Here is a 16,899-nt window from a genome sequence, read left to right as displayed (position 1 = left end):
TGCCGGGCGACAACGCGCGCATGGTGGTCGAGCTGATCCAGCCGATCGCGATGGACGAGGGCCTGCGCTTCGCCATCCGCGAGGGCGGCCGCACGGTCGGCGCCGGCGTCGTCACCAAAATCGTAAAGTAATCCAGGCCAACGGGCGGCGGGCACCTCACCATGGACAACACCAATATCCGGATCCGGCTGAAGGCATTCGATCATCGCGTGCTCGACACGTCGACCAGCGAGATCGTCAGCACGGCCAAGCGTACCGGCGCCCAGGTGCGCGGTCCCATTCCGCTGCCGACGGAGATCGAGAAGTTCACGGTGAACCGCTCGCCGCACATCGACAAGAAGTCGCGCGAGCAGTTCGAGATCCGCACCCACAAGCGCGTGCTCGACATCGTCGATCCGACGCCGCAGACGGTGGACGCGCTGATGAAGCTCGACCTCGCCTCCGGCGTCGACGTCGAAATCAAGCTCGGCGCCTGATCGGACGACGAGCCGGAAGAACAAGGGAAGAAGGAACAGGACCATGCGTTGCGGTCTCGTCGCCCAGAAGGTCGGCATGACCCGCGTCTTCAACGACGCGGGAGAGCACGTGCCCGTCACCGTTCTGAAGGTGGACAATCTGCAGGTGGTTGCGGTGCGCTCCGAGGAGAAGGATCGCTACACCGCCGTCCAGCTCGGCTACGGCAAGGCCAAGGTGAAGAACGTCAGCCAGCCGATGCGCGGCCACTTCGCCAAGGCCAAGGTCGAGCCGAAGAAGAAGCTCGTCGAGTTCCGCGTCGCCAGGGATGCCGTGCTCGAGGTCGGCGCCGAGCTGGTGCCGAGCCACTTCGTGGCCGGCCAGTTCGTCGATGTCGTCGGCACCACCATCGGCCGCGGCTTCACCGGCTCGATGGTGCGCTGGAACTTCGGCGGCCTGGAAGCCAGCCACGGCGTGTCGGTGTCGCATCGCAGCCACGGCTCGACCGGCAACCGCCAGGATCCGGGCCGCACCTTCCCGGGCAAGAAGATGGCCGGCCACTACGGCCACGAGCGCGTGACGACGCAGAACCTCAAGGTGATCGCCGCCGACGACGAGAAGGGCCTTCTGCTGGTGGCGGGCGCCGTGCCCGGCCCGCGCGGTGGCTACATCATCGTCAAGGACGCTTCCAAGCGCGCCCGGCCGAAGGACGCGCCGTACCCGGCCGGCCTGCGCAAGGCCGCCGAGGCGCCCGCCCCGGCCGATGCCGGTCCAGCGGCCTGAGCGAGCATGCGGGGATAGAAGATGAAGATCGCGGTCAAAACCATCGAGGGCGGTAGCGCCGGCGAGATCGATCTCGCCGACGCCGTGTTCGCCGTTCCCGTCCGCAAGGACATCCTGCAGCGCTGCGTGGTGTGGCAGCTGTCGCGCCGCCAGCAGGGCACCCACAAGACCAAGGGCCGGTCCGAGGTGACGGCCACGGCCAAGAAGATGTACGCCCAGAAGGGCACCGGCCGGGCGCGCCACGGCAACGAGGCGGCGCCGCAGTTCCGCGGCGGCGGCAAGGCATTCGGCCCGGTCGTGCGCAGCCATGCGTCCGACCTGCCGAAGAAGGTGCGCAAGCTCGCCCTGCGCACGGCACTGTCGGCCAAGGCGGCCGAGGGCAAGCTGGTGGTGGTCGAGGCGGCGGCGCTGAGCGAGCCCAAGACCGCGAGCTTGATCGCTCATTTCGGCAGCCTGGGCATCGCCAACGCGCTGGTCATCGCTGGCGCCGAGGTCGACGTCAACTTCGCGCGGGCGGCGGCCAACATTGCCCATGTCGACGTCCTTCCGCAGCAGGGCGCCAACGTCTACGACATCCTGCGTCGCGACACGCTCGTGCTGACGAAGGACGCGGTCAAGCATCTCGAGGAGCGCCTGCAATGAGCGCCAAGCCGACTGTCGTGTCGCGCGCACGCATGTACGAGGTGATCCGCTCGCCGCTGATCACAGAGAAGACCACCAACGGCTCCGAGCATGGCCAGGTGACGTTCCGCGTCGCCCGCGATGCCACCAAGCCGGAGATCAAGCAGGCCGTCGAGGGCCTGTTCAAGGTCAAGGTCAAGGCGGTCAATACCGTCACGGTGAAGGGCAAGAGCAAGGTTTTCCGCGGCCGTCCCGGCGTGCGGAGCGACTGGAAGAAGGCGATCGTCTCGCTGGTCGATGGTCACAAGATCGACGTGACCACGGGCCTGTAGGACGGGGGATAGAGACATGGCTCTGAAGAGTTTCAAACCGATCACGCCGTCGATGCGGCAGCTGGTCATCGTCGATCGGGACGGCCTGTGGAAGGGCAAGCCGGTCAAGGCGCTGACCCGCGGCAAGTCGAACACCGGCGGCCGCAACAACCATGGCCACATCACCAGCCACCACATGGGCGGCGGTCACAAGCGTCGCCTGCGCACGATCGATTTCAAGCGCCGGGGCAAGTTCGGCGTCGCGGCGACGATCGAGCGGCTGGAGTACGACCCCAACCGGTCGGCCTTCATCGCCCTGATCAAGTACGCCGACGGCGAGCTCGCCTACATCCTGGCGCCGCAGCGCGTGAAAGCGGGCGACGAGGTGGTGGCCGGCGAGCGCGTCGACATCAAGCCGGGCAACGCCATGCCGCTCGGCAACATGCCGGTCGGCACGATCGTACACAATATCGAGCTGAAGAAGGGTGCCGGCGGCAAGCTCGCACGCTCGGCCGGCAACTACGCCCAGCTGGTCGGCAAGGATTCGGGCTACGCACAGATCAAGCTGAGCTCCGGTGAGTTGCGCGTCGTGCCGAGCGAGTGCCTGGCGACGGTCGGCGCGGTGTCCAACCCGGACAACCAGAACACGGTGATCGGCAAGGCCGGTCGCAGCCGCTGGCTGGGCCGCCGGCCGGTGGTGCGCGGCGTCGCCATGAACCCGGTCGATCATCCGCACGGCGGCGGTGAAGGCCGCAGCTCGGGCGGCCGTCACCCGGTGACTCCGTGGGGCAAGCCGACCAAGGGCAAGAAGACGCGCAAGAACAAGGCGACGGACCAGTACATCATCCGCCGTCGCCACGCGACGCGCTGACGGGATTGAGGAGACAGGACAGTGGCACGTTCCGTTTGGAAGGGTCCCTTCGTCGAGGGCAGCCTGATCAGGAAGGCCGAGAAGGCGCGTCAGTCGATCCGCAGCGAGGTGATCAGGACCTGGTCGCGTCGCTCGACGATCCTGCCGCAGTTCGTCGGCCTGACGTTCGGCGTCTACAACGGCAAGAAGTTCATCCCGGTGAACGTCACCGAGGAGATGGTCGGTCACAAGCTCGGCGAGTTCTCGCCGACCCGCACCTTCCATTCCCATGCGGGCGACAAGAAGGTCTCGAAGGATTAACGCGATGAGCAAGCCATCCGCTCCCCGCCGCGAGGCGGACAACGAGGCCAAGGCCGTGCTGCGCACCATCCGCGTCAGCCCGCGCAAGCTCGACCTCGTGGCCGCCACCATCCGCGGCAAGAAGGCGGCGTCGGCCGTCAACGAGCTCACCTTCTCGAAGAAGCGCATCGCCCAGGATGTGAAGAAGGCGCTCAACTCGGCCATTGCCAACGCCGAGAACAACCACAATCTCGACGTCGATCGCCTGATCGTCGCCGAGGCGTCGGTCGGCAAGAGCCTGGCGATGAAGCGCTTTCATACGCGTGGCCGCGGTCGCGCGGCCAGCGTCGTCAAGCCATTCAGCCATCTCACGATCGTGGTGCGCGAGCGCGCCGAGGCGGAGGACAAGTAATGGGTCAGAAGGTCAATCCCATCGGCCTGCGGCTCGGCATCAACCGGACGTGGGACTCGCGGTGGTACGCCGAGGGCGGCGAATACTCCAAGATGCTCCATGAGGACATCCACATCCGCAAGATGCTGCGCGAGCGGCTCTCCCAGGCGGGTGTGGCCAAGATCGTCATCGAGCGTCCGGCCAAGCGCGCCCGCGTCACCATTCATACCGCCCGCCCGGGCGTGGTGATCGGCAAGAAGGGCGCCGATATCGAGAAGCTGCGCTCCGACCTCGCCAGGATGACCAAGGGCGAGGTGGCGCTGAACATCGTCGAGATCCGCAAGCCCGAGATCGACGCCACGCTGATCGCCGAGAACATCGCCCAGCAGCTCGAGCGCCGCGTCGCCTTCCGTCGCGCCATGAAGCGCGCCGTGCAGTCGGCCATGCGGCTGGGCGCCCAGGGCATCCGCATCAACTGCTCGGGCCGCCTGGGCGGCGCCGAGATCGCCCGCATGGAATGGTACCGCGAGGGTCGCGTGCCGCTGCACACGTTGCGCGCCGACATCGACTACGGCACTGCGACCGCCTTCACCACCTTCGGCACCTGCGGCGTCAAGGTCTGGGTGTTCAAGGGCGAGATCATGGCGCACGACCCCATGGCGCACGACAAGCGCGCCGAGGAGGCTGCGCCGCAGCGTACGCCGACGCGTGTCGAGCGCGGCGAGCAGAGGGACGCGTAATTCGCCATGCTGCAACCGAAACGCACCAAGTACCGCAAAGCCTTCAAGGGCCGCATCCATGGCGCCGCCAAGGGTGGCTTCAACCTCGACTTCGGCTCCTTCGGGCTGAAGGCGATGGAGCCCGACCGCCTGACCGCACGCCAGATCGAGGCCGCCCGCCGTGCCATCACGCGCCACATGAAGCGCGCCGGCCGCGTGTGGATCCGGGTGTTCCCGGACGTGCCGATCAGCAAGAAGCCGGCCGAGGTCCGCATGGGATCCGGCAAGGGTGCCCCGGAGTTCTGGGCGGCGCGCGTCAAGCCCGGCCGCGTGCTGTTCGAGCTCGACGGCGTGACGCCGACGGTGGCGCGCGAGGCGCTCGAGCTGGCCGCCGCCAAGCTGCCGATCAAGACGCGCTTCGTGGCGCGCACCGGCGCCTAGGGGAGAGGAGGGAGCCATGAAGGCCAGCGATCTGCGTCCCCGCACCAACGACCAGCTCAAGGAAGAGCTGGGCAACCTGCGCAAGGAAGCATTCAACCTGCGTTTCCAGAAGGCCAGCGGCCAGCTGCAGAAGACCGCCCGCGCGCGCCATATCCGGCGCGACATCGCCCGCATCAAGACGGTGCTTGGCGAGAAGGCCGCAGGTTAAGGAGCCGTAAATGCCGAAGCGAATTCTCGAAGGCGTCGTCGTCAGCGACAAGATGGACAAGACCATCGTCGTCAAGGTCGAGCGCCGCGTCCAGCATCCGATCTACAAGAAGTTCATCCGGCGGTCGAAGAAGTACCACGCCCATGACGAGACCAACGCCTTCAAGGGCAAGGTCGGTCAGAAGGTGCGCATCTGCGAGTGCCGGCCCCTGTCTCGCACCAAGAACTGGGAAGTTCTGGTCGAAGGCGCAAACGCCTAGCGCGACGGAGCGACGATCATGATCCAGATGCGAACCAATCTCGAGGTCGCCGACAATTCGGGCGCCCGTCGAGTCCAGTGCATCAAGGTGCTGGGCGGCTCGCGCCGCAAGTACGCCGGCGTCGGCGATGTCATCGTCGTCTCCATCAAGGAGGCGATCCCGCGCGGCCGCGTCAAGAAGGGCGAGGTCCACCGCGCCGTCGTGGTCCGCACCTCGTTCCCGCTGCGCCGCGTCGACGGCAGCGCCATTCGCTTCGACCGCAATGCCGCGGTCCTCATCAGCAAGCAGGACGAGCCGATCGGCACCCGCATCTTTGGACCGGTGACGCGCGAGCTGCGCGCCAAGAAGTTCATGAAGATCATCTCGCTCGCGCCGGAAGTCCTCTAGGAGCCGCCATGTCCGTCAAGCTCAAGATCAGGAAGGGCGACCGGGTGAAGGTCATCGCCGGTCGCAGCAAGGGCCGGGTGGGCGACGTGCTGCGCGTGCTGCCGTCCGAGCAGCGGGTGGTCGTCTCCGGCGTGAACGTCATCAAGCGCCATACCAAGCCGAGCCGGACCGACGCCGGCGGCATCATCGAACGCGAGGCCGCGATCCACGTCTCCAACGTGGCCCTGCTGGATCCCAAATCGGACAAGCCGACGAAGATCGGTTTCCGCTTCCTGGAAGACGGCCGCAAGGTGCGCATCGCGCGCGCCTCCGGCGAGACCATCGACCGCTAGGAGAACGGGCCATGCCCGCGCGACTGCAAGAACGCTACACCACCACCATCCGCGAAGCGCTGATCAAGGAGTTCTCCTACGGGAACGCCTTCGAGGTGCCGAAGCTCGACAAGATCGTCGTCAACATGGGCGTCGGCGAGGCGGTCAACGACCGCAAGGCCGTCGATGGCGCGGTCGCCGACCTGACGGCGATCACCGGCCAGAAGCCGGTGATCACCAAGTCGCGCAAGTCGATCGCCACCTTCAAGCTGCGTGAAGGCATGGCGATCGGCGCCAAGGTCACGCTGCGCCGCGACCGCATGTACGAGTTCGTCGACCGGCTGGTGAACATCGCCCTGCCGCGCGTCCGCGACTTCCGCGGCCTGAACGGCAGGTCGTTCGACGGCAACGGCAATTACGCCATGGGCCTGAAGGAGCAGATCGTGTTCCCCGAGATCGATTACGACAAGGTCGACATGGTGCGCGGCATGGACATCATCATCTGCACGACGGCGAAGACCGACGCGGAGGCCAGGGCGCTTCTGCGGGGCTTCGACTTCCCGTTCGTGAACTGAGGCCGGAGAATCACATGGCCAAGACGAGCTCTGTCGAGAAGAACAACCGGCGCGCCAAGATGGCGAAGCAGTACGCTGCCAAGCGCGCCAAGCTCAAGGAGATGGCGGTCGACGACACGCTGTCGCCCGAGGAGCGCTTCGGCGCGCGGCTCAAGCTCGCCGAGCTGCCGCGCAATTCGTCGCCGACGCGAATTCGCAACCGATGCGAGATCACCGGCCGCCCGCGCGCCGTGTATCGCAAATTCAAGCTGTCGCGCGTGGCGCTGCGGCAGCTCGCGTCGCTGGGTGCGCTGCCCGGCGTCGTGAAGTCGAGCTGGTAACGGGGGACCGTAGATCATGGCGATGACAGATCCCGTCGGTGATTTGCTGACCCGCATTCGCAACGGCCAGTCGGCACGCCTCGACAGCGTGACCGTTCCGGCCTCGCGCCTGCGGTCGAACGTTCTCGATGTGCTGCAGCGCGAGGGCTACATCCGCGGCTGGTTCGAGGAGGAGCTGCGGCCGGGCGTCAAGGAGCTTCGCGTCGAGCTCAAGTACGACAACGGCCGGCCGGTGATCCGCGAGATCAAGCGCGTCTCGACCCCGGGCCGCCGCGTCTATTCCAAGATCCGCGAGCTGCCGCGCCACTTCAACGGGCTCGGCATCTCGATCCTGTCCACGCCGCGCGGCGTCATGTCCGACGCCGAGGCGCGTGCCGCCAATGTCGGCGGCGAAGTCATCTGCAAGGTGTTCTGACCATGTCGCGAGTCGGCAAGAATCCCGTCTTGGTCCCCGCAGGCGTCACCGTCGACCTCAAGGGCCAGCATCTCAAGGCCAAGGGCAAGCGCGGCGAGCTCGAACTCATGGTGCACGACGACGTGTCGGTCGTCCGCGACGGCGACAAGCTCGTCTTCAAGCCGCGCACCGACAGCCGCCGCGCCCGCACCCAGTGGGGCACCGCCCGCAACCTCGCCAGCAACCTGGTGAAGGGCGTGTCGGACGGCTTCACCATCAATCTCGAGATCAACGGCGTCGGCTATCGTGCCCAGGCCGACGCCAAGATGCTGAAGCTGCAGCTGGGCTACAGCCACGACGTCGAGGTCGCCATCCCGGCCGGCATCCAGATCAAGGCGGTGAAGCCAACCGAGGTGGAGATCACCGGGTCGGATCGCCAGAAGGTCGGTCAGCTCGCGGCGGAGATCCGCAGCCTGCGTCCGCCCGAGCCCTACAAGGGCAAGGGCATCAAGTACTCGACCGAGAAGATCCGCCGCAAGGAAGGCAAGAAGAAGTAAGCGAGACCACCATGTCCGATCGCAACGCCCTTTTCGCCCGCCGTCAGCGGCGCACGCGCCACGCGCTGCGCCAGGCCGCCGGCGGCCGTCCGCGCCTCAGCGTGTTCCGCTCGGGCAAGCACATCTATGCCCAGGTCATCGACGACCTGAAGGGCGCCACCTTGGCATCCGCCTCGTCGCTGGACGAAGGGGTCAAGGGCCGGATCAAGACCGGCGCCGACAAGAATGCGGCGACCGAGGTCGGCAAGCTGATCGCCGAGCGCGCGCTTGCCGCCGGCGTCAAGGAAGTCGTCTTCGATCGCGGCGGTTACATGTTCCATGGTCGCGTCGCGGCGCTGGCCAATGCCGCCCGTGAGGGCGGTCTGTCCTTCTGAGGAGTTAGCACATGGCTCGTTCACCCGGTGGTTCCGGCCGTGGCCCGCGCGATCGTGATCGTGGCCGCGATCGTGATCGCGACGAAGAAAACGAACTGACCGACAAGCTGGTCACCATCAACCGCGTGGCCAAGGTCGTGAAGGGCGGCCGGCGCTTCGCCTTCGCGGCGATCGTCGTCGTCGGCGACCAGCGCGGCCGGGTCGGCCACGGCGCTGGCAAGGCGCGCGAGGTGCCCGAGGCGATTCGCAAGGCGACCGAGGCGGCCAAACGCGGCCTGGTTCGCGTTCCGTTGCGCGACGGTCGCACGCTGCATCACGACGTCAAGGGCCGCTTCGGCGCCGGCAAGGTGACGCTGCGCGCCGCCCCGGCCGGCACCGGCATCATCGCCGGCGGCCCGATGCGCGCCGTGTTCGAGACGCTCGGCGTCAAGGATATCGTCGCCAAGTCGGTCGGCACGTCCAACCCGCACAACATGATCAAGGCGACGTTTGCCGCCCTGCAGCTGCTCAACTCGCCCCGCATGGTCGCCACGCGTCGCGGCAAGAAGGTGGGCGACCTGCTCGGCCGGCGCGACGATACCGTGGTCGAGGCAGCCGCCTGACGGCGGATCGAGGGAACAGGCACATGGCCAGCGAGAAGAAGATCAGGATCACCCAGACCGGCAGCCCGATCGGCCGCACGGACGATCAGCGTGCGACGCTGGTCGGCCTGGGGCTGAACAAGCGCCATCGCAGCCGCGAGCTCGTCGATACGCCCGAGGTGCGCGGCATGATCAACAAGGTGCGCCATCTGGTGCGCATCGACGAAGAGGCGAAGTGACCGGCCGGGCGCCGGCGCACGCGCAGGGGACAGGAAGATGAGACTGAACGAGATTGCCGACAATCCGGGCGCCCGCAAGCGGCGCATGCGCGTCGGCCGCGGCATCGGCTCGGGCAAGGGCAAGACCTCGGGCCGCGGCGTCAAGGGCCAGAAATCGCGCACCGGCGTCGCCATCAAGGGCTTCGAAGGCGGCCAGATGCCGCTTTACCGGCGCATTCCCAAGCGCGGCTTCCTGCCGCCGCACCAGAAGCAGTGGCAGGAGGTCAATCTCGGCCAGCTGCAGAAGGCGATCGACGACAACCGCCTGGACGCCGGCAAGACGATCGACGCCGCCGCCATGCAGGCTGCCGGCCTGTTCAAGAATGCGTTGGACGGGGTTCGCCTCCTTGGCAAAGGCGAGATCAAGACCAAGATCGAAGTGAAGGTCGCGGGCGCCTCGGCGTCGGCGATCGCCGCGGTCGAAAAGGCCGGCGGTAAGGTCGAATTGCCGCCCAAGCCCGTGGCCGAGGCGGCCTGAGCCCGACAGCGCAGGAGGGGCCGCCCGGCGGTCCCTGTCGTGTCGTTGTCGTCCACGCGTGAGGGGCCATGGCATCCGCCGCCGAACAACTTGCATCCAACCTGAACTGGGGCGCAATCGGCAAGGCGACCGAGCTGAAGAAGCGCCTGTGGTTCACCGTGGCCGCCTTGGTGGTGTTCCGCATCGGCGCCTACATCCCGGTGCCCGGCGTCGACCCGCACGCCCTGGCTGAGATCTTCGCCCAGAACGCCGGCGGCATCGCCGGCCTGCTCGACGTGTTCTCCGGCGGCTCGATCGGCCGCATGTCGGTGCTGGCGCTGTCGATCATGCCGTACATCTCGGCCTCCATCATCATGCAGATCCTGACGACGGTCGTGCCGTCGCTCGAGGCGCTGAAGAAGGAGGGCGAGGCCGGCCGCAAGAAGATCAACCAGTACACGCGCTACGGCACGGTGGTCCTGGCGGCCTTCCAGGCCTATGGCATTGCCGTCGGGCTGGAGAGCCAGGTCGCCTCGGCCGGACCGGTCGTGATCGACCCGGGCCTGTTCTTCCGTTTCGTGACCGTGGTCACCCTAGTCGGCGGTACGCTGTTCCTGATGTGGCTCGGCGAGCAGATCACCGCCCGCGGCGTCGGCAACGGCGTCTCCCTGATCATCTTCGCCGGCATCGTGGCGGCGCTGCCCAGCGCCCTGATCCAGACCCTCGAACTCGGCCGCACCGGCGCCCTGTCGGCGCTGTTCATCATCGCGCTGGCGATCGGCGTGGTCGCGGTGGTGGCGGTCGTGGTGTTTGTCGAAACGGCGCAGCGGCGCATCGTGGTGCAGTATCCCAAGCGCCAGGTCGGCAACCGCATGTACGGCGGCGAGGCCTCCCACCTGCCGCTCAAGATCAACACGTCGGGCGTCATCCCGCCGATCTTCGCCTCCTCGCTGCTGCTGTTCCCGGCGACCATCGCCTCCTTCCAGGGCAGCGCCGGCGAGCCGGGCTGGGTGCAGTGGATATCGACCTGGCTGGGTCACGGCCAGCCGCTCTACCTGCTGTCCTATGTCGGCCTGATCGTCTTCTTCTGCTTCTTCTACACGACCGTCGTGTTCAATCCGAACGACACGGCCGACAACCTCAAGAAGAATGGCGGGTTCGTGCCGGGCATACGGCCGGGCAAGAACACCGCAGAGTACCTCGAATACATCCTGAACCGGCTCACCGTGGTCGGCGCAATCTACCTGTCGGCGGTCTGCATCCTGCCCGAGATCCTGATCGCCCGCGGTGGCGTGCCGTTCTATTTCGGCGGCACCAGCCTGCTGATCGTGGTCTCCGTGACCCTCGATACGGTCACCCAGATCCAGGCGCACCTGCTCGCCCACCAGTACGAGGGTCTCATCAAGAAGGCCCGTTTGAGGGGACGGCGATGAATATCATCCTGCTCGGGCCACCGGGCGCCGGAAAGGGGACCCAGGCCCAGCGCCTGCAGAGCGAGCGCGGCATGATCCAGCTGTCGACCGGCGACATGCTGCGCGCCGCCGTGGCGTCGGGCAGCGAGCTCGGCCGCAAGGCCAAGGGCATCATGGAGAAGGGCGAACTGGTGCCCGACGAGCTGATGGTCGGCCTGATCGAGGACCGCATTGCCCAGCCGGACTGCCTCAAGGGCTTCATCCTGGACGGCTTCCCGCGCACGGAGGCGCAGGCCGAGGCGCTCGACCGCATGCTCGACAAGAAGGGCAAGACCCTCGATCGGGTGGTCGAGATGGAGGTCGACGAGCAGGCCCTGACCGAGCGCATCGTCGGCCGTTTCAGCTGCGCCAAGTGCGGCACCGGCTACCACGACAAGTTCAAGCGTCCCAAGGTCGAGGGCGTGTGCGACGTCTGCGGTTCCAAGGAGTTCGTCCGGCGCAAGGACGACAATGCCGAGACCATGAAGACGCGCATGGCGGCCTATCGGGCCCAGACCGAGCCGCTGCGGCCGTACTACGCCCGGCGGGGGGTGCTGCGGAAGGTCGACGGCATGGCCGCCATGGACGAGGTTTACCGTCAAATCACTGGAGTTTTATCAGGGGCTTGACAAGTCGAAGTTCCGTTGACTCGGGAGCGCCACTCCCTATAATCGCGCGCTTTTCCGGGGCCAGCGAACAAGTTACGGGCGCGCACTGTCGCGCCATAAGTCTTTGAAGGAGTTGGGAAATTGGCTCGTATTGCCGGCGTGAACATTCCGACCGCCAAGCGTGTCGTGGTCGGGTTGCAGTATATCCACGGGATCGGCCAGGCGAAGGCCAAGGAAATCCTGGGGAAAGTGGGGATCGACCAGTCGCGGCGCGTCAACACGCTGACCGACGATGAGGTGATTCGCATCCGCGAGACCATCGACCGTGACTACTCGGTCGAGGGTGACCTGCGGCGCGAAGTCGCGATGAACATCAAGCGCCTGATGGATCTCGCCTGCTATCGCGGCCTGCGGCACCGCCGCGGCCTGCCGGTGCGCGGCCAGCGTACGCATACCAATGCGCGCACCCGCAAGGGTCCCGCCAAGCCGATCGCCGGCAAGAAGAAAGTCACGAAGTAAGCCCGAGGGAAGTCGCACTATGGCCAAGCCTGCTGCCGCCGCGAGCGGCGCCGCTACCGGCGCTCGTCCGCGCCGCAAGGAACGCAAGAACATCATCGCCGGCGTGGCGCATGTGAACGCGTCGTTCAACAACACGATCGTCACCATCACCGACGCCCAGGGCAACACCATCTCGTGGTCGTCGTCGGGCCAGCAGGGCTTCAAGGGCTCGCGCAAGTCGACGCCGTTCGCCGCCCAGATGGCGGCGGAGAATGCCGGCCGCAAGGCCATGGAGCATGGCATGCGCACCCTTGAGATCGAGGTGCGCGGTCCCGGCTCCGGCCGCGAGTCGGCGCTGCGCGCCCTGCAGGCGGTCGGGCTCGCCGTCACGGCGATCCGCGACGTAACGCCGATCCCGCACAACGGCTGTCGCCCGCCGAAGCGTCGTCGCGTCTGATTTCAGCTGGGCGACGCCCGAGTACGCGTCGCCCGCCCCACTCGATGTACTCACGGGTCCCCGTCGTGCCGTGGCGCGGGATTCCCTGAACCAACCGGTCTAGAGAGGTAGCCCACGTGCTTCAGAAGAACTGGCAGGACCTGATCAAGCCGGAGAAGCTTGTCACCGAAGCCGGCGTCGATTCCGGTCGCACCGCGACCATCGTCGCCGAGCCGCTCGAGCGCGGCTTCGGTCTCACGCTCGGCAATGCGCTGCGGCGCGTCCTGCTGTCGTCGCTCCAGGGTGCCGCCGTCACGTCGATCAAGATCGACAACGTGCTGCACGAATTCTCGTCGATCCCGGGCGTCCGCGAGGACGTGGTCGACATCGTCCTCAACATCAAGGCGATGGCCGTCAAGATGCAGGGCGATCGCGAGCAGCGCCTCTACCTGCGCGCCGTCGGTCCCGGCGAGGTCACGGCCGGCATGATCGAGCTGCCGGGCGACGTCCAGATCATGGATCCCAAGCATCTCATCTGCACGCTCGACGACGGCGCCTCGATCTCGATGGAGCTGATGGTCGCCACCGGCAAGGGCTACGTGCCGGCCGCGGCCAACCGCGCCGAGGATGCGCCGATCGGCCTGATCCCGGTCGATTCGGTGTTCAGCCCGGTCAAGCGCGTCTCCTACAAGATCGAGAACAGCCGCGTCGGCCAGGTCACCGACTACGACAAGCTGTCGATGACGGTCGAGACCAACGGCACGACGCGTCCGGACGACGCGGTGGCGCTCGCCGCCCGCATCCTGCAGGACCAGCTCCAGCTCTTCATCAACTTCGAGGAGCCGCGCGAGGTCCGCAAGGAGGAGCAGCAGGACGACTTCCCGTTCAACCGCAACCTGTTGCGCAAGGTCGACGAGCTCGAGCTCTCGGTTCGCTCGGCCAACTGCCTGAAGAACGACAACATCATCTACATCGGCGATCTGGTGCAGAAGACAGAGGCGGAGATGCTGCGCACGCCGAACTTCGGGCGCAAGTCGCTGAACGAGATCAAGGAAGTCCTGGCCGGCATGGGCCTTCACCTGGGCATGGAAATCCCGGGCTGGCCGCCGGACAACATCGAGGAAATGGCCAAGCGGCTGGAAGAGCCCTACTAGGCCGGTGGAAGGGATTTAGCTCATGCGTCACGGAAATCGCGGTCGGAAGTTCCACCGCACCGCGGAGCATCGCAAGGCGATGTTCTCCAATCTCGCCGGTGCTCTCATCAAGCACGAGCAGATCACGACCACGCTGCACAAGGCGAAGGACCTGCGGCCGATCGTCGAGAAGCTCGTCACGCTCGGCAAGCGCGGCGGCCTGCACGCCCGCCGCCAGGCGATCGGCTTCCTGCGCGACCCCTATGTCGCCGACAAGTTGTTCACCACGCTGGGCCCGCGCTACTCGCAGCGCGCCGGTGGCTACCTGCGGGTGCTGAAGGCGGGCTTCCGCTACGGCGACGCCGCGCCGATGGCCGTCATCGAGTTCGTCGAGCGCGACACTGCCGCCAAGGGCCAGGATTCCGGCCCCTCGGCCGAGAAGGCCGAGCAGCAGGAAGCGGCGTAGACGTCTTTCGCCTTCACGATTGCGGAACGCCCGGTCGTCGACCGGGCGTTTTCGTTTTGGGGCCGACCTAAAGGACGCTCATGGCCGTGAGCGCGCCACTGCATGGGCGCCAACTTTCCTCCCCAGCTTCGCTGGGGAGGTGTCGCCGTCTTACGGCGACGGAGGGGTCATGATCCTCATGATTCATGACCCCTCCGTCCGCGAAGACGAGGACACCAGCGAAGCTGGGGAGGAGGCCGAAAGTCAGCGCCCATGAGTGGCGCGCTCCAGCCATGAGAGACCTTTCGCTCGTGGGTGGTTGCCGGCCAGGGCTGCCTTGTTCATAGAGTGCACCCATGGTCCGTTCGCAAGCCCCGGTGCCCGAGGAGATTTCGCGCAGCATCGTCGCTGGCCGGTATGGGGAAGCGGCCGACGCCCTGCGCATCCTGGTGCGGTCGGAACCTTCGGTAGCCGCTCTCGTGGCCCTGGCATCCATGACCCTCCAGCTGGGAGAGCTCACGGAAGCCAGGGAGAGCGCGCTCGCGGCGGTCGCGGCTGGCCCGCAGGATCACGCCGCGCGCGTGATGCTGGCGCGCGTGCGGGCGGCGCTGAACGAGCCGGAGGCGGCGCTGGCGGACTTCCGTGCGGCGCTCGGGCTCGCCCGGCTCGGCACGACCCCTGTCGGAGCCGGGCCGATCGCCGTTCATGCGCACCAGGCGCTGCACAATCTCGAGCAGCTCGTCTATCTGGAACAGGCCGACTATCTTGCGCCCGGCACGTTGCTGCCCGTCCCCGCCGGTGTGAGAGAAGCCGCGCAGCACAAGCTCAATCAGGTGCTGGATGGCGCCGGCAGCGAGATCCCGACGCTTCCGATGGGCGGCCAATATGGCCGCGTGCTGGCCGATCCGCCGCTCGTGATACACGACGAGGCGCCGCCCGCCCGCTGCCTCAACCCGCGAAATGACTGGAGCCAGGTCGTGCAAGCCTTCGGCGGTGAGGGCAAAGGGGTCGCCTGCGTCGACGATCTGCTGACACAAGAGGCACTCCGCCAGCTGCAGCGATTCTGCTTGCGGTCGACTGTCTGGCGCCGGCCGTACCCGGCTGGCTATCTCGGGGCAAATCCCGAATCCGGCTTCTTCAGCCCGCTTCTGCTGCAGATCGCGGCGGAGCTGCGGCAGGCCGTGCCCGAGCTGCTGGACGGCCTTCATCTCAACTACTGGTGGTCGTTCGTTTGCCAGCATCAGCGGCCCGGCACCGACGTTCACGCCGACCAGTCCGACATCAGCCTCAATTTCTGGATCACGCCGGACTCCGCCAACCTGGAGCCCGGTACCGGAGGCCTGGACGTCTGGGACGTCGCCGCTCCCGACGACTGGACCTTCGAGGACTACAACGTCGGCAGCCGGGACATCCACGCCTTCCTCCGGCAACAGGGCGCGCGACAGACCTCGTTCGCCTACGGCGAAAACCGGGCGCTGCTGTTCAGGGGCACGATCTTCCACCAGACCGCGGCCACCCGGTTCGCCGAGGGTTTCGAGAATCGCCGGCGCAACGTGACCATGCTGTTCCGGCGGACGCACGGTTAGGAGCGGTATCCTCGCAAATTGCTCATGCTCTTCCGGACTGCGAGCGTCTCGCTCGCTCAGATTCATGAGCGAGCGAGACGCTCGCAGTCCAGAAGAGCATGAGCGCTTCCTACCTGCGCCAGGCAATCGGGTAGCGGTTGAACCCGCGGAAGCGGGCGCGGCCGCCGCGCTCGGGAGCGCCATCGTGCGCGAGGCCGTCGAAGCGTTCGACCAGGCGGCCGATGGCGATGGTGCCTTCGAGGCGGGCCAGCACCGCGCCCAGGCACATGTGCACGCCCGAGCCGAAGGCGAAGTGTCGGTTGGGCTCGCGAGCGGCGTCGAAGCGGTCCGGCTCGGGGAACTGGTCGGGGTCGCGGTTGGCGGCGCCAATGCCGATGTGCAGGTAGGTTCCGGCGGCCAGCAGCTCGCCGCCGATCTCGAGATCCTCGGCCAGCCGGCGGTTGCCGAGCTGGTTGGAGCTTTCGTAGCGCAGGCCTTCCTCGATGCAGCTCTTCAGTAGGCCCGGGTCCTCGCGCAGCCGTGCCAGCTCGTCGGGAAAGCGCAGCAGGGCGTCGACAGTGTTGCCGATCAGGTTGGTCGTCGTCTCGTGGCCGGCGTTGAGCAGAAAGATGCAGTTCTGCACCAGTTCGTCGTGGCTCAGCCGCTCGCCGTCGATCTCGCCGTGGATCAGCGTGCCCAGGATGTCGCGATCGTCGGCCGGCCGGCGCCGCCGCTCGGCCACCAGCGCGTCGAGATAGGCCGAGAACTCGGCCACCGCCGCGTTGCCGCTTTGCTGGCGCTGCGGGCCGGCGACCGGCTCGAGGGCGCCCAGGATGGCGAGCGAATAGCGCCGGAACGGCGCGCGGTCGCCCGGCGGCACGCCCAGCATGTCGCAGATCACCTCGACGGGCAGGCGGAAGGCGAAATCCTCGACCAGGTCCATGCGGCCCCGCTCGGCATGCTCGGCGAGCAGCCCATCGACCACCGCCTCGATGCGAGGCTGCAGGGCGGCCAGCGCGCGCGGCGTGAAGGCCGCCGCCAGGAGCTTGCGCACCCGGGTGTGCAGGGGCGGATCGTTGAACACCAGGCTGGTCGTATGGTGCTTGTAGAGCGGCGTGCCGACGCCGAACTTGGGGCCGAACTCGGTCTTCTTGTCCGACCGCATGCGGGCGTCGCGGTAGCACACCGCGACG

Annotated in this window: 29 protein-coding genes and 1 pseudogene; 29 read left to right on the top strand and 1 reads right to left on the bottom strand. The window is 67.0% G+C overall.

What is annotated here, in order from left to right; all coding sequences use genetic code 11:
* The 29 genes and pseudogenes from tuf to AB7O82_RS08800 all read left to right on the top strand — a co-directional run.
* Window positions 1-131, top strand: a pseudogene (tuf, locus tag AB7O82_RS08940) (elongation factor Tu); the annotation flags it as partial.
* Between the two features lie 30 nt (window positions 132-161).
* Window positions 162-476, top strand: coding sequence for a 30S ribosomal protein S10 (rpsJ, locus tag AB7O82_RS08935; RefSeq protein ID WP_395709340.1), 315 nt, complete (start codon window positions 162-164; stop codon window positions 474-476).
* 43 nt (window positions 477-519) lie between these two features.
* Entirely contained in the window at window positions 520-1,236 is a 717-nt protein-coding gene (gene rplC / locus AB7O82_RS08930; protein WP_428537198.1) for a 50S ribosomal protein L3, read from the top strand.
* A gap of 21 nt (window positions 1,237-1,257) precedes the next feature.
* Complete coding sequence (gene rplD, locus AB7O82_RS08925) at window positions 1,258-1,878, top strand: 50S ribosomal protein L4 (protein ID WP_428537201.1); 621 nt, start codon at window positions 1,258-1,260, stop codon at window positions 1,876-1,878.
* On the top strand, window positions 1,875-2,189 hold the full coding sequence (locus AB7O82_RS08920) for a 50S ribosomal protein L23 (protein WP_428537204.1): 315 nt from the start codon (window positions 1,875-1,877) through the stop codon (window positions 2,187-2,189). The genes rplD and AB7O82_RS08920 overlap by 4 nt, the downstream gene beginning before the upstream one ends.
* Before the next feature lie 16 nt (window positions 2,190-2,205).
* Window positions 2,206-3,039 carry a 50S ribosomal protein L2 gene (gene rplB / locus AB7O82_RS08915; protein WP_428537207.1) on the top strand — a complete coding sequence of 278 codons (834 nt, stop codon included), beginning with the start codon at window positions 2,206-2,208 and terminating at the stop codon, window positions 3,037-3,039.
* Between the two features lie 21 nt (window positions 3,040-3,060).
* Complete coding sequence (gene rpsS, locus AB7O82_RS08910; RefSeq protein WP_395709345.1) at window positions 3,061-3,339, top strand: 30S ribosomal protein S19; 279 nt, start codon at window positions 3,061-3,063, stop codon at window positions 3,337-3,339.
* 4 nt (window positions 3,340-3,343) lie between these two features.
* Entirely contained in the window at window positions 3,344-3,730 is a 387-nt protein-coding gene (gene rplV / locus AB7O82_RS08905; RefSeq protein ID WP_428537212.1) for a 50S ribosomal protein L22, read from the top strand.
* Window positions 3,730-4,449, top strand: coding sequence for a 30S ribosomal protein S3 (gene rpsC, locus AB7O82_RS08900; RefSeq protein WP_428537215.1), 720 nt, complete (start codon window positions 3,730-3,732; stop codon window positions 4,447-4,449). Before rplV ends, rpsC begins: the two co-directional genes overlap by 1 nt.
* A 6-nt stretch (window positions 4,450-4,455) precedes the next feature.
* Window positions 4,456-4,869 carry a 50S ribosomal protein L16 gene (gene rplP, locus AB7O82_RS08895; RefSeq protein WP_428537218.1) on the top strand — a complete coding sequence of 138 codons (414 nt, stop codon included), beginning with the start codon at window positions 4,456-4,458 and terminating at the stop codon, window positions 4,867-4,869.
* 16 nt (window positions 4,870-4,885) lie between these two features.
* Window positions 4,886-5,077 (top strand): 50S ribosomal protein L29, encoded by a 192-nt coding sequence (gene rpmC / locus AB7O82_RS08890; RefSeq protein ID WP_428537221.1) that lies wholly within the window; start codon window positions 4,886-4,888, stop codon window positions 5,075-5,077.
* A 10-nt stretch (window positions 5,078-5,087) separates the two neighbouring features.
* Window positions 5,088-5,336 carry a 30S ribosomal protein S17 gene (gene rpsQ / locus AB7O82_RS08885; RefSeq protein WP_428537224.1) on the top strand — a complete coding sequence of 83 codons (249 nt, stop codon included), beginning with the start codon at window positions 5,088-5,090 and terminating at the stop codon, window positions 5,334-5,336.
* Between the two features lie 18 nt (window positions 5,337-5,354).
* On the top strand, window positions 5,355-5,723 hold the full coding sequence (gene rplN / locus AB7O82_RS08880) for a 50S ribosomal protein L14 (protein WP_428537227.1): 369 nt from the start codon (window positions 5,355-5,357) through the stop codon (window positions 5,721-5,723).
* An 8-nt stretch (window positions 5,724-5,731) separates the two neighbouring features.
* The gene (gene rplX, locus AB7O82_RS08875; RefSeq protein WP_428537230.1) at window positions 5,732-6,055 is read left to right on the top strand and encodes a 50S ribosomal protein L24; all 324 of its coding nucleotides are present in this window, start codon (window positions 5,732-5,734) and stop codon (window positions 6,053-6,055) included.
* Window positions 6,056-6,066: 11 nt separating this feature from the next.
* Complete coding sequence (rplE, locus tag AB7O82_RS08870) at window positions 6,067-6,609, top strand: 50S ribosomal protein L5 (protein WP_428537233.1); 543 nt, start codon at window positions 6,067-6,069, stop codon at window positions 6,607-6,609.
* 14 nt (window positions 6,610-6,623) lie between these two features.
* A complete protein-coding gene (gene rpsN, locus AB7O82_RS08865) occupies window positions 6,624-6,929 on the top strand; it encodes a 30S ribosomal protein S14 (protein ID WP_428537236.1) in 306 nt (101 codons plus the stop codon).
* Window positions 6,930-6,945: 16 nt separating this feature from the next.
* A complete protein-coding gene (rpsH, locus tag AB7O82_RS08860) occupies window positions 6,946-7,344 on the top strand; it encodes a 30S ribosomal protein S8 (protein WP_395709355.1) in 399 nt (132 codons plus the stop codon).
* Between the two features lie 2 nt (window positions 7,345-7,346).
* Window positions 7,347-7,880 (top strand): 50S ribosomal protein L6, encoded by a 534-nt coding sequence (gene rplF / locus AB7O82_RS08855; RefSeq protein WP_428537240.1) that lies wholly within the window; start codon window positions 7,347-7,349, stop codon window positions 7,878-7,880.
* Between the two features lie 11 nt (window positions 7,881-7,891).
* Entirely contained in the window at window positions 7,892-8,254 is a 363-nt protein-coding gene (gene rplR / locus AB7O82_RS08850; RefSeq protein ID WP_428537243.1) for a 50S ribosomal protein L18, read from the top strand.
* Between the two features lie 11 nt (window positions 8,255-8,265).
* Window positions 8,266-8,856 carry a 30S ribosomal protein S5 gene (gene rpsE / locus AB7O82_RS08845; RefSeq protein ID WP_428537246.1) on the top strand — a complete coding sequence of 197 codons (591 nt, stop codon included), beginning with the start codon at window positions 8,266-8,268 and terminating at the stop codon, window positions 8,854-8,856.
* A gap of 23 nt (window positions 8,857-8,879) precedes the next feature.
* Window positions 8,880-9,074, top strand: coding sequence for a 50S ribosomal protein L30 (rpmD, locus tag AB7O82_RS08840; RefSeq protein ID WP_428537249.1), 195 nt, complete (start codon window positions 8,880-8,882; stop codon window positions 9,072-9,074).
* A 37-nt stretch (window positions 9,075-9,111) separates the two neighbouring features.
* Complete coding sequence (gene rplO, locus AB7O82_RS08835; protein WP_428537252.1) at window positions 9,112-9,591, top strand: 50S ribosomal protein L15; 480 nt, start codon at window positions 9,112-9,114, stop codon at window positions 9,589-9,591.
* A gap of 68 nt (window positions 9,592-9,659) precedes the next feature.
* Window positions 9,660-11,003 (top strand): preprotein translocase subunit SecY, encoded by a 1,344-nt coding sequence (gene secY, locus AB7O82_RS08830; protein ID WP_428537255.1) that lies wholly within the window; start codon window positions 9,660-9,662, stop codon window positions 11,001-11,003.
* On the top strand, window positions 11,000-11,650 hold the full coding sequence (locus AB7O82_RS08825) for an adenylate kinase (protein ID WP_428537258.1): 651 nt from the start codon (window positions 11,000-11,002) through the stop codon (window positions 11,648-11,650). The genes secY and AB7O82_RS08825 overlap by 4 nt, the downstream gene beginning before the upstream one ends.
* 120 nt (window positions 11,651-11,770) lie before the next feature.
* Window positions 11,771-12,148, top strand: coding sequence for a 30S ribosomal protein S13 (gene rpsM, locus AB7O82_RS08820; RefSeq protein WP_428537261.1), 378 nt, complete (start codon window positions 11,771-11,773; stop codon window positions 12,146-12,148).
* Between the two features lie 19 nt (window positions 12,149-12,167).
* On the top strand, window positions 12,168-12,584 hold the full coding sequence (gene rpsK, locus AB7O82_RS08815; protein WP_428537264.1) for a 30S ribosomal protein S11: 417 nt from the start codon (window positions 12,168-12,170) through the stop codon (window positions 12,582-12,584).
* Between the two features lie 116 nt (window positions 12,585-12,700).
* Window positions 12,701-13,717 (top strand): DNA-directed RNA polymerase subunit alpha, encoded by a 1,017-nt coding sequence (locus AB7O82_RS08810; protein ID WP_428537267.1) that lies wholly within the window; start codon window positions 12,701-12,703, stop codon window positions 13,715-13,717.
* 22 nt (window positions 13,718-13,739) lie between these two features.
* Window positions 13,740-14,162, top strand: a complete 423-nt coding sequence (gene rplQ / locus AB7O82_RS08805) for a 50S ribosomal protein L17 (protein ID WP_428537270.1) — start codon at window positions 13,740-13,742, stop codon at window positions 14,160-14,162.
* A gap of 335 nt (window positions 14,163-14,497) precedes the next feature.
* Complete coding sequence (locus AB7O82_RS08800) at window positions 14,498-15,727, top strand: tetratricopeptide repeat protein (protein ID WP_428537273.1); 1,230 nt, start codon at window positions 14,498-14,500, stop codon at window positions 15,725-15,727.
* 109 nt (window positions 15,728-15,836) lie between these two features.
* On the opposite strand, the gene AB7O82_RS08795 is transcribed toward AB7O82_RS08800, so the two are convergent.
* Entirely contained in the window at window positions 15,837-16,871 is a 1,035-nt protein-coding gene (locus AB7O82_RS08795) for a cytochrome P450 (protein ID WP_428537276.1), read from the bottom strand.
* Window positions 16,872-16,899: the final 28 nt, after the last annotated feature.

Source organism: Reyranella sp. (assembly GCF_050185545.1).
Classification (GTDB): domain Bacteria; phylum Pseudomonadota; class Alphaproteobacteria; order Reyranellales; family Reyranellaceae; genus Reyranella.
Note: the sequence above shows the minus strand (reverse complement) of the source record. Positions and strands in the feature narration are given on the sequence as shown.

Excerpts from the sequence above, each read along its gene's own strand:
- rpsK (WP_428537264.1), top strand. The coding sequence starts at position 12,168 with ATGGCCAAGCCTGCTGCCGCCGCGAGCGGCGCCGCTACCGGCGCTCGT.
- rplQ (WP_428537270.1), top strand. The coding sequence starts at position 13,740 with ATGCGTCACGGAAATCGCGGTCGGAAGTTCCACCGCACCGCGGAGCAT.
- rpsH (WP_395709355.1), top strand. The coding sequence starts at position 6,946 with ATGGCGATGACAGATCCCGTCGGTGATTTGCTGACCCGCATTCGCAAC.
- rplF (WP_428537240.1), top strand. The coding sequence starts at position 7,347 with ATGTCGCGAGTCGGCAAGAATCCCGTCTTGGTCCCCGCAGGCGTCACC.
- rpsE (WP_428537246.1), top strand. The coding sequence starts at position 8,266 with ATGGCTCGTTCACCCGGTGGTTCCGGCCGTGGCCCGCGCGATCGTGAT.
- AB7O82_RS08800 (WP_428537273.1), top strand. The coding sequence starts at position 14,498 with ATGGTCCGTTCGCAAGCCCCGGTGCCCGAGGAGATTTCGCGCAGCATC.
- rpmC (WP_428537221.1), top strand. The coding sequence starts at position 4,886 with ATGAAGGCCAGCGATCTGCGTCCCCGCACCAACGACCAGCTCAAGGAA.
- AB7O82_RS08920 (WP_428537204.1), top strand. The coding sequence starts at position 1,875 with ATGAGCGCCAAGCCGACTGTCGTGTCGCGCGCACGCATGTACGAGGTG.
- AB7O82_RS08825 (WP_428537258.1), top strand. The coding sequence starts at position 11,000 with ATGAATATCATCCTGCTCGGGCCACCGGGCGCCGGAAAGGGGACCCAG.
- rpsN (WP_428537236.1), top strand. The coding sequence starts at position 6,624 with ATGGCCAAGACGAGCTCTGTCGAGAAGAACAACCGGCGCGCCAAGATG.
- rplX (WP_428537230.1), top strand. The coding sequence starts at position 5,732 with ATGTCCGTCAAGCTCAAGATCAGGAAGGGCGACCGGGTGAAGGTCATC.
- rpsC (WP_428537215.1), top strand. The coding sequence starts at position 3,730 with ATGGGTCAGAAGGTCAATCCCATCGGCCTGCGGCTCGGCATCAACCGG.
- rpsQ (WP_428537224.1), top strand. The coding sequence starts at position 5,088 with ATGCCGAAGCGAATTCTCGAAGGCGTCGTCGTCAGCGACAAGATGGAC.
- rplR (WP_428537243.1), top strand. The coding sequence starts at position 7,892 with ATGTCCGATCGCAACGCCCTTTTCGCCCGCCGTCAGCGGCGCACGCGC.
- rplE (WP_428537233.1), top strand. The coding sequence starts at position 6,067 with ATGCCCGCGCGACTGCAAGAACGCTACACCACCACCATCCGCGAAGCG.
- rplB (WP_428537207.1), top strand. The coding sequence starts at position 2,206 with ATGGCTCTGAAGAGTTTCAAACCGATCACGCCGTCGATGCGGCAGCTG.
- rplN (WP_428537227.1), top strand. The coding sequence starts at position 5,355 with ATGATCCAGATGCGAACCAATCTCGAGGTCGCCGACAATTCGGGCGCC.
- AB7O82_RS08795 (WP_428537276.1), bottom strand. The coding sequence starts at position 16,871 with ATGCGGTCGGACAAGAAGACCGAGTTCGGCCCCAAGTTCGGCGTCGGC.
- rplC (WP_428537198.1), top strand. The coding sequence starts at position 520 with ATGCGTTGCGGTCTCGTCGCCCAGAAGGTCGGCATGACCCGCGTCTTC.
- secY (WP_428537255.1), top strand. The coding sequence starts at position 9,660 with ATGGCATCCGCCGCCGAACAACTTGCATCCAACCTGAACTGGGGCGCA.
- rplV (WP_428537212.1), top strand. The coding sequence starts at position 3,344 with ATGAGCAAGCCATCCGCTCCCCGCCGCGAGGCGGACAACGAGGCCAAG.
- rplO (WP_428537252.1), top strand. The coding sequence starts at position 9,112 with ATGAGACTGAACGAGATTGCCGACAATCCGGGCGCCCGCAAGCGGCGC.
- rplP (WP_428537218.1), top strand. The coding sequence starts at position 4,456 with ATGCTGCAACCGAAACGCACCAAGTACCGCAAAGCCTTCAAGGGCCGC.
- rpmD (WP_428537249.1), top strand. The coding sequence starts at position 8,880 with ATGGCCAGCGAGAAGAAGATCAGGATCACCCAGACCGGCAGCCCGATC.
- rpsJ (WP_395709340.1), top strand. The coding sequence starts at position 162 with ATGGACAACACCAATATCCGGATCCGGCTGAAGGCATTCGATCATCGC.
- rplD (WP_428537201.1), top strand. The coding sequence starts at position 1,258 with ATGAAGATCGCGGTCAAAACCATCGAGGGCGGTAGCGCCGGCGAGATC.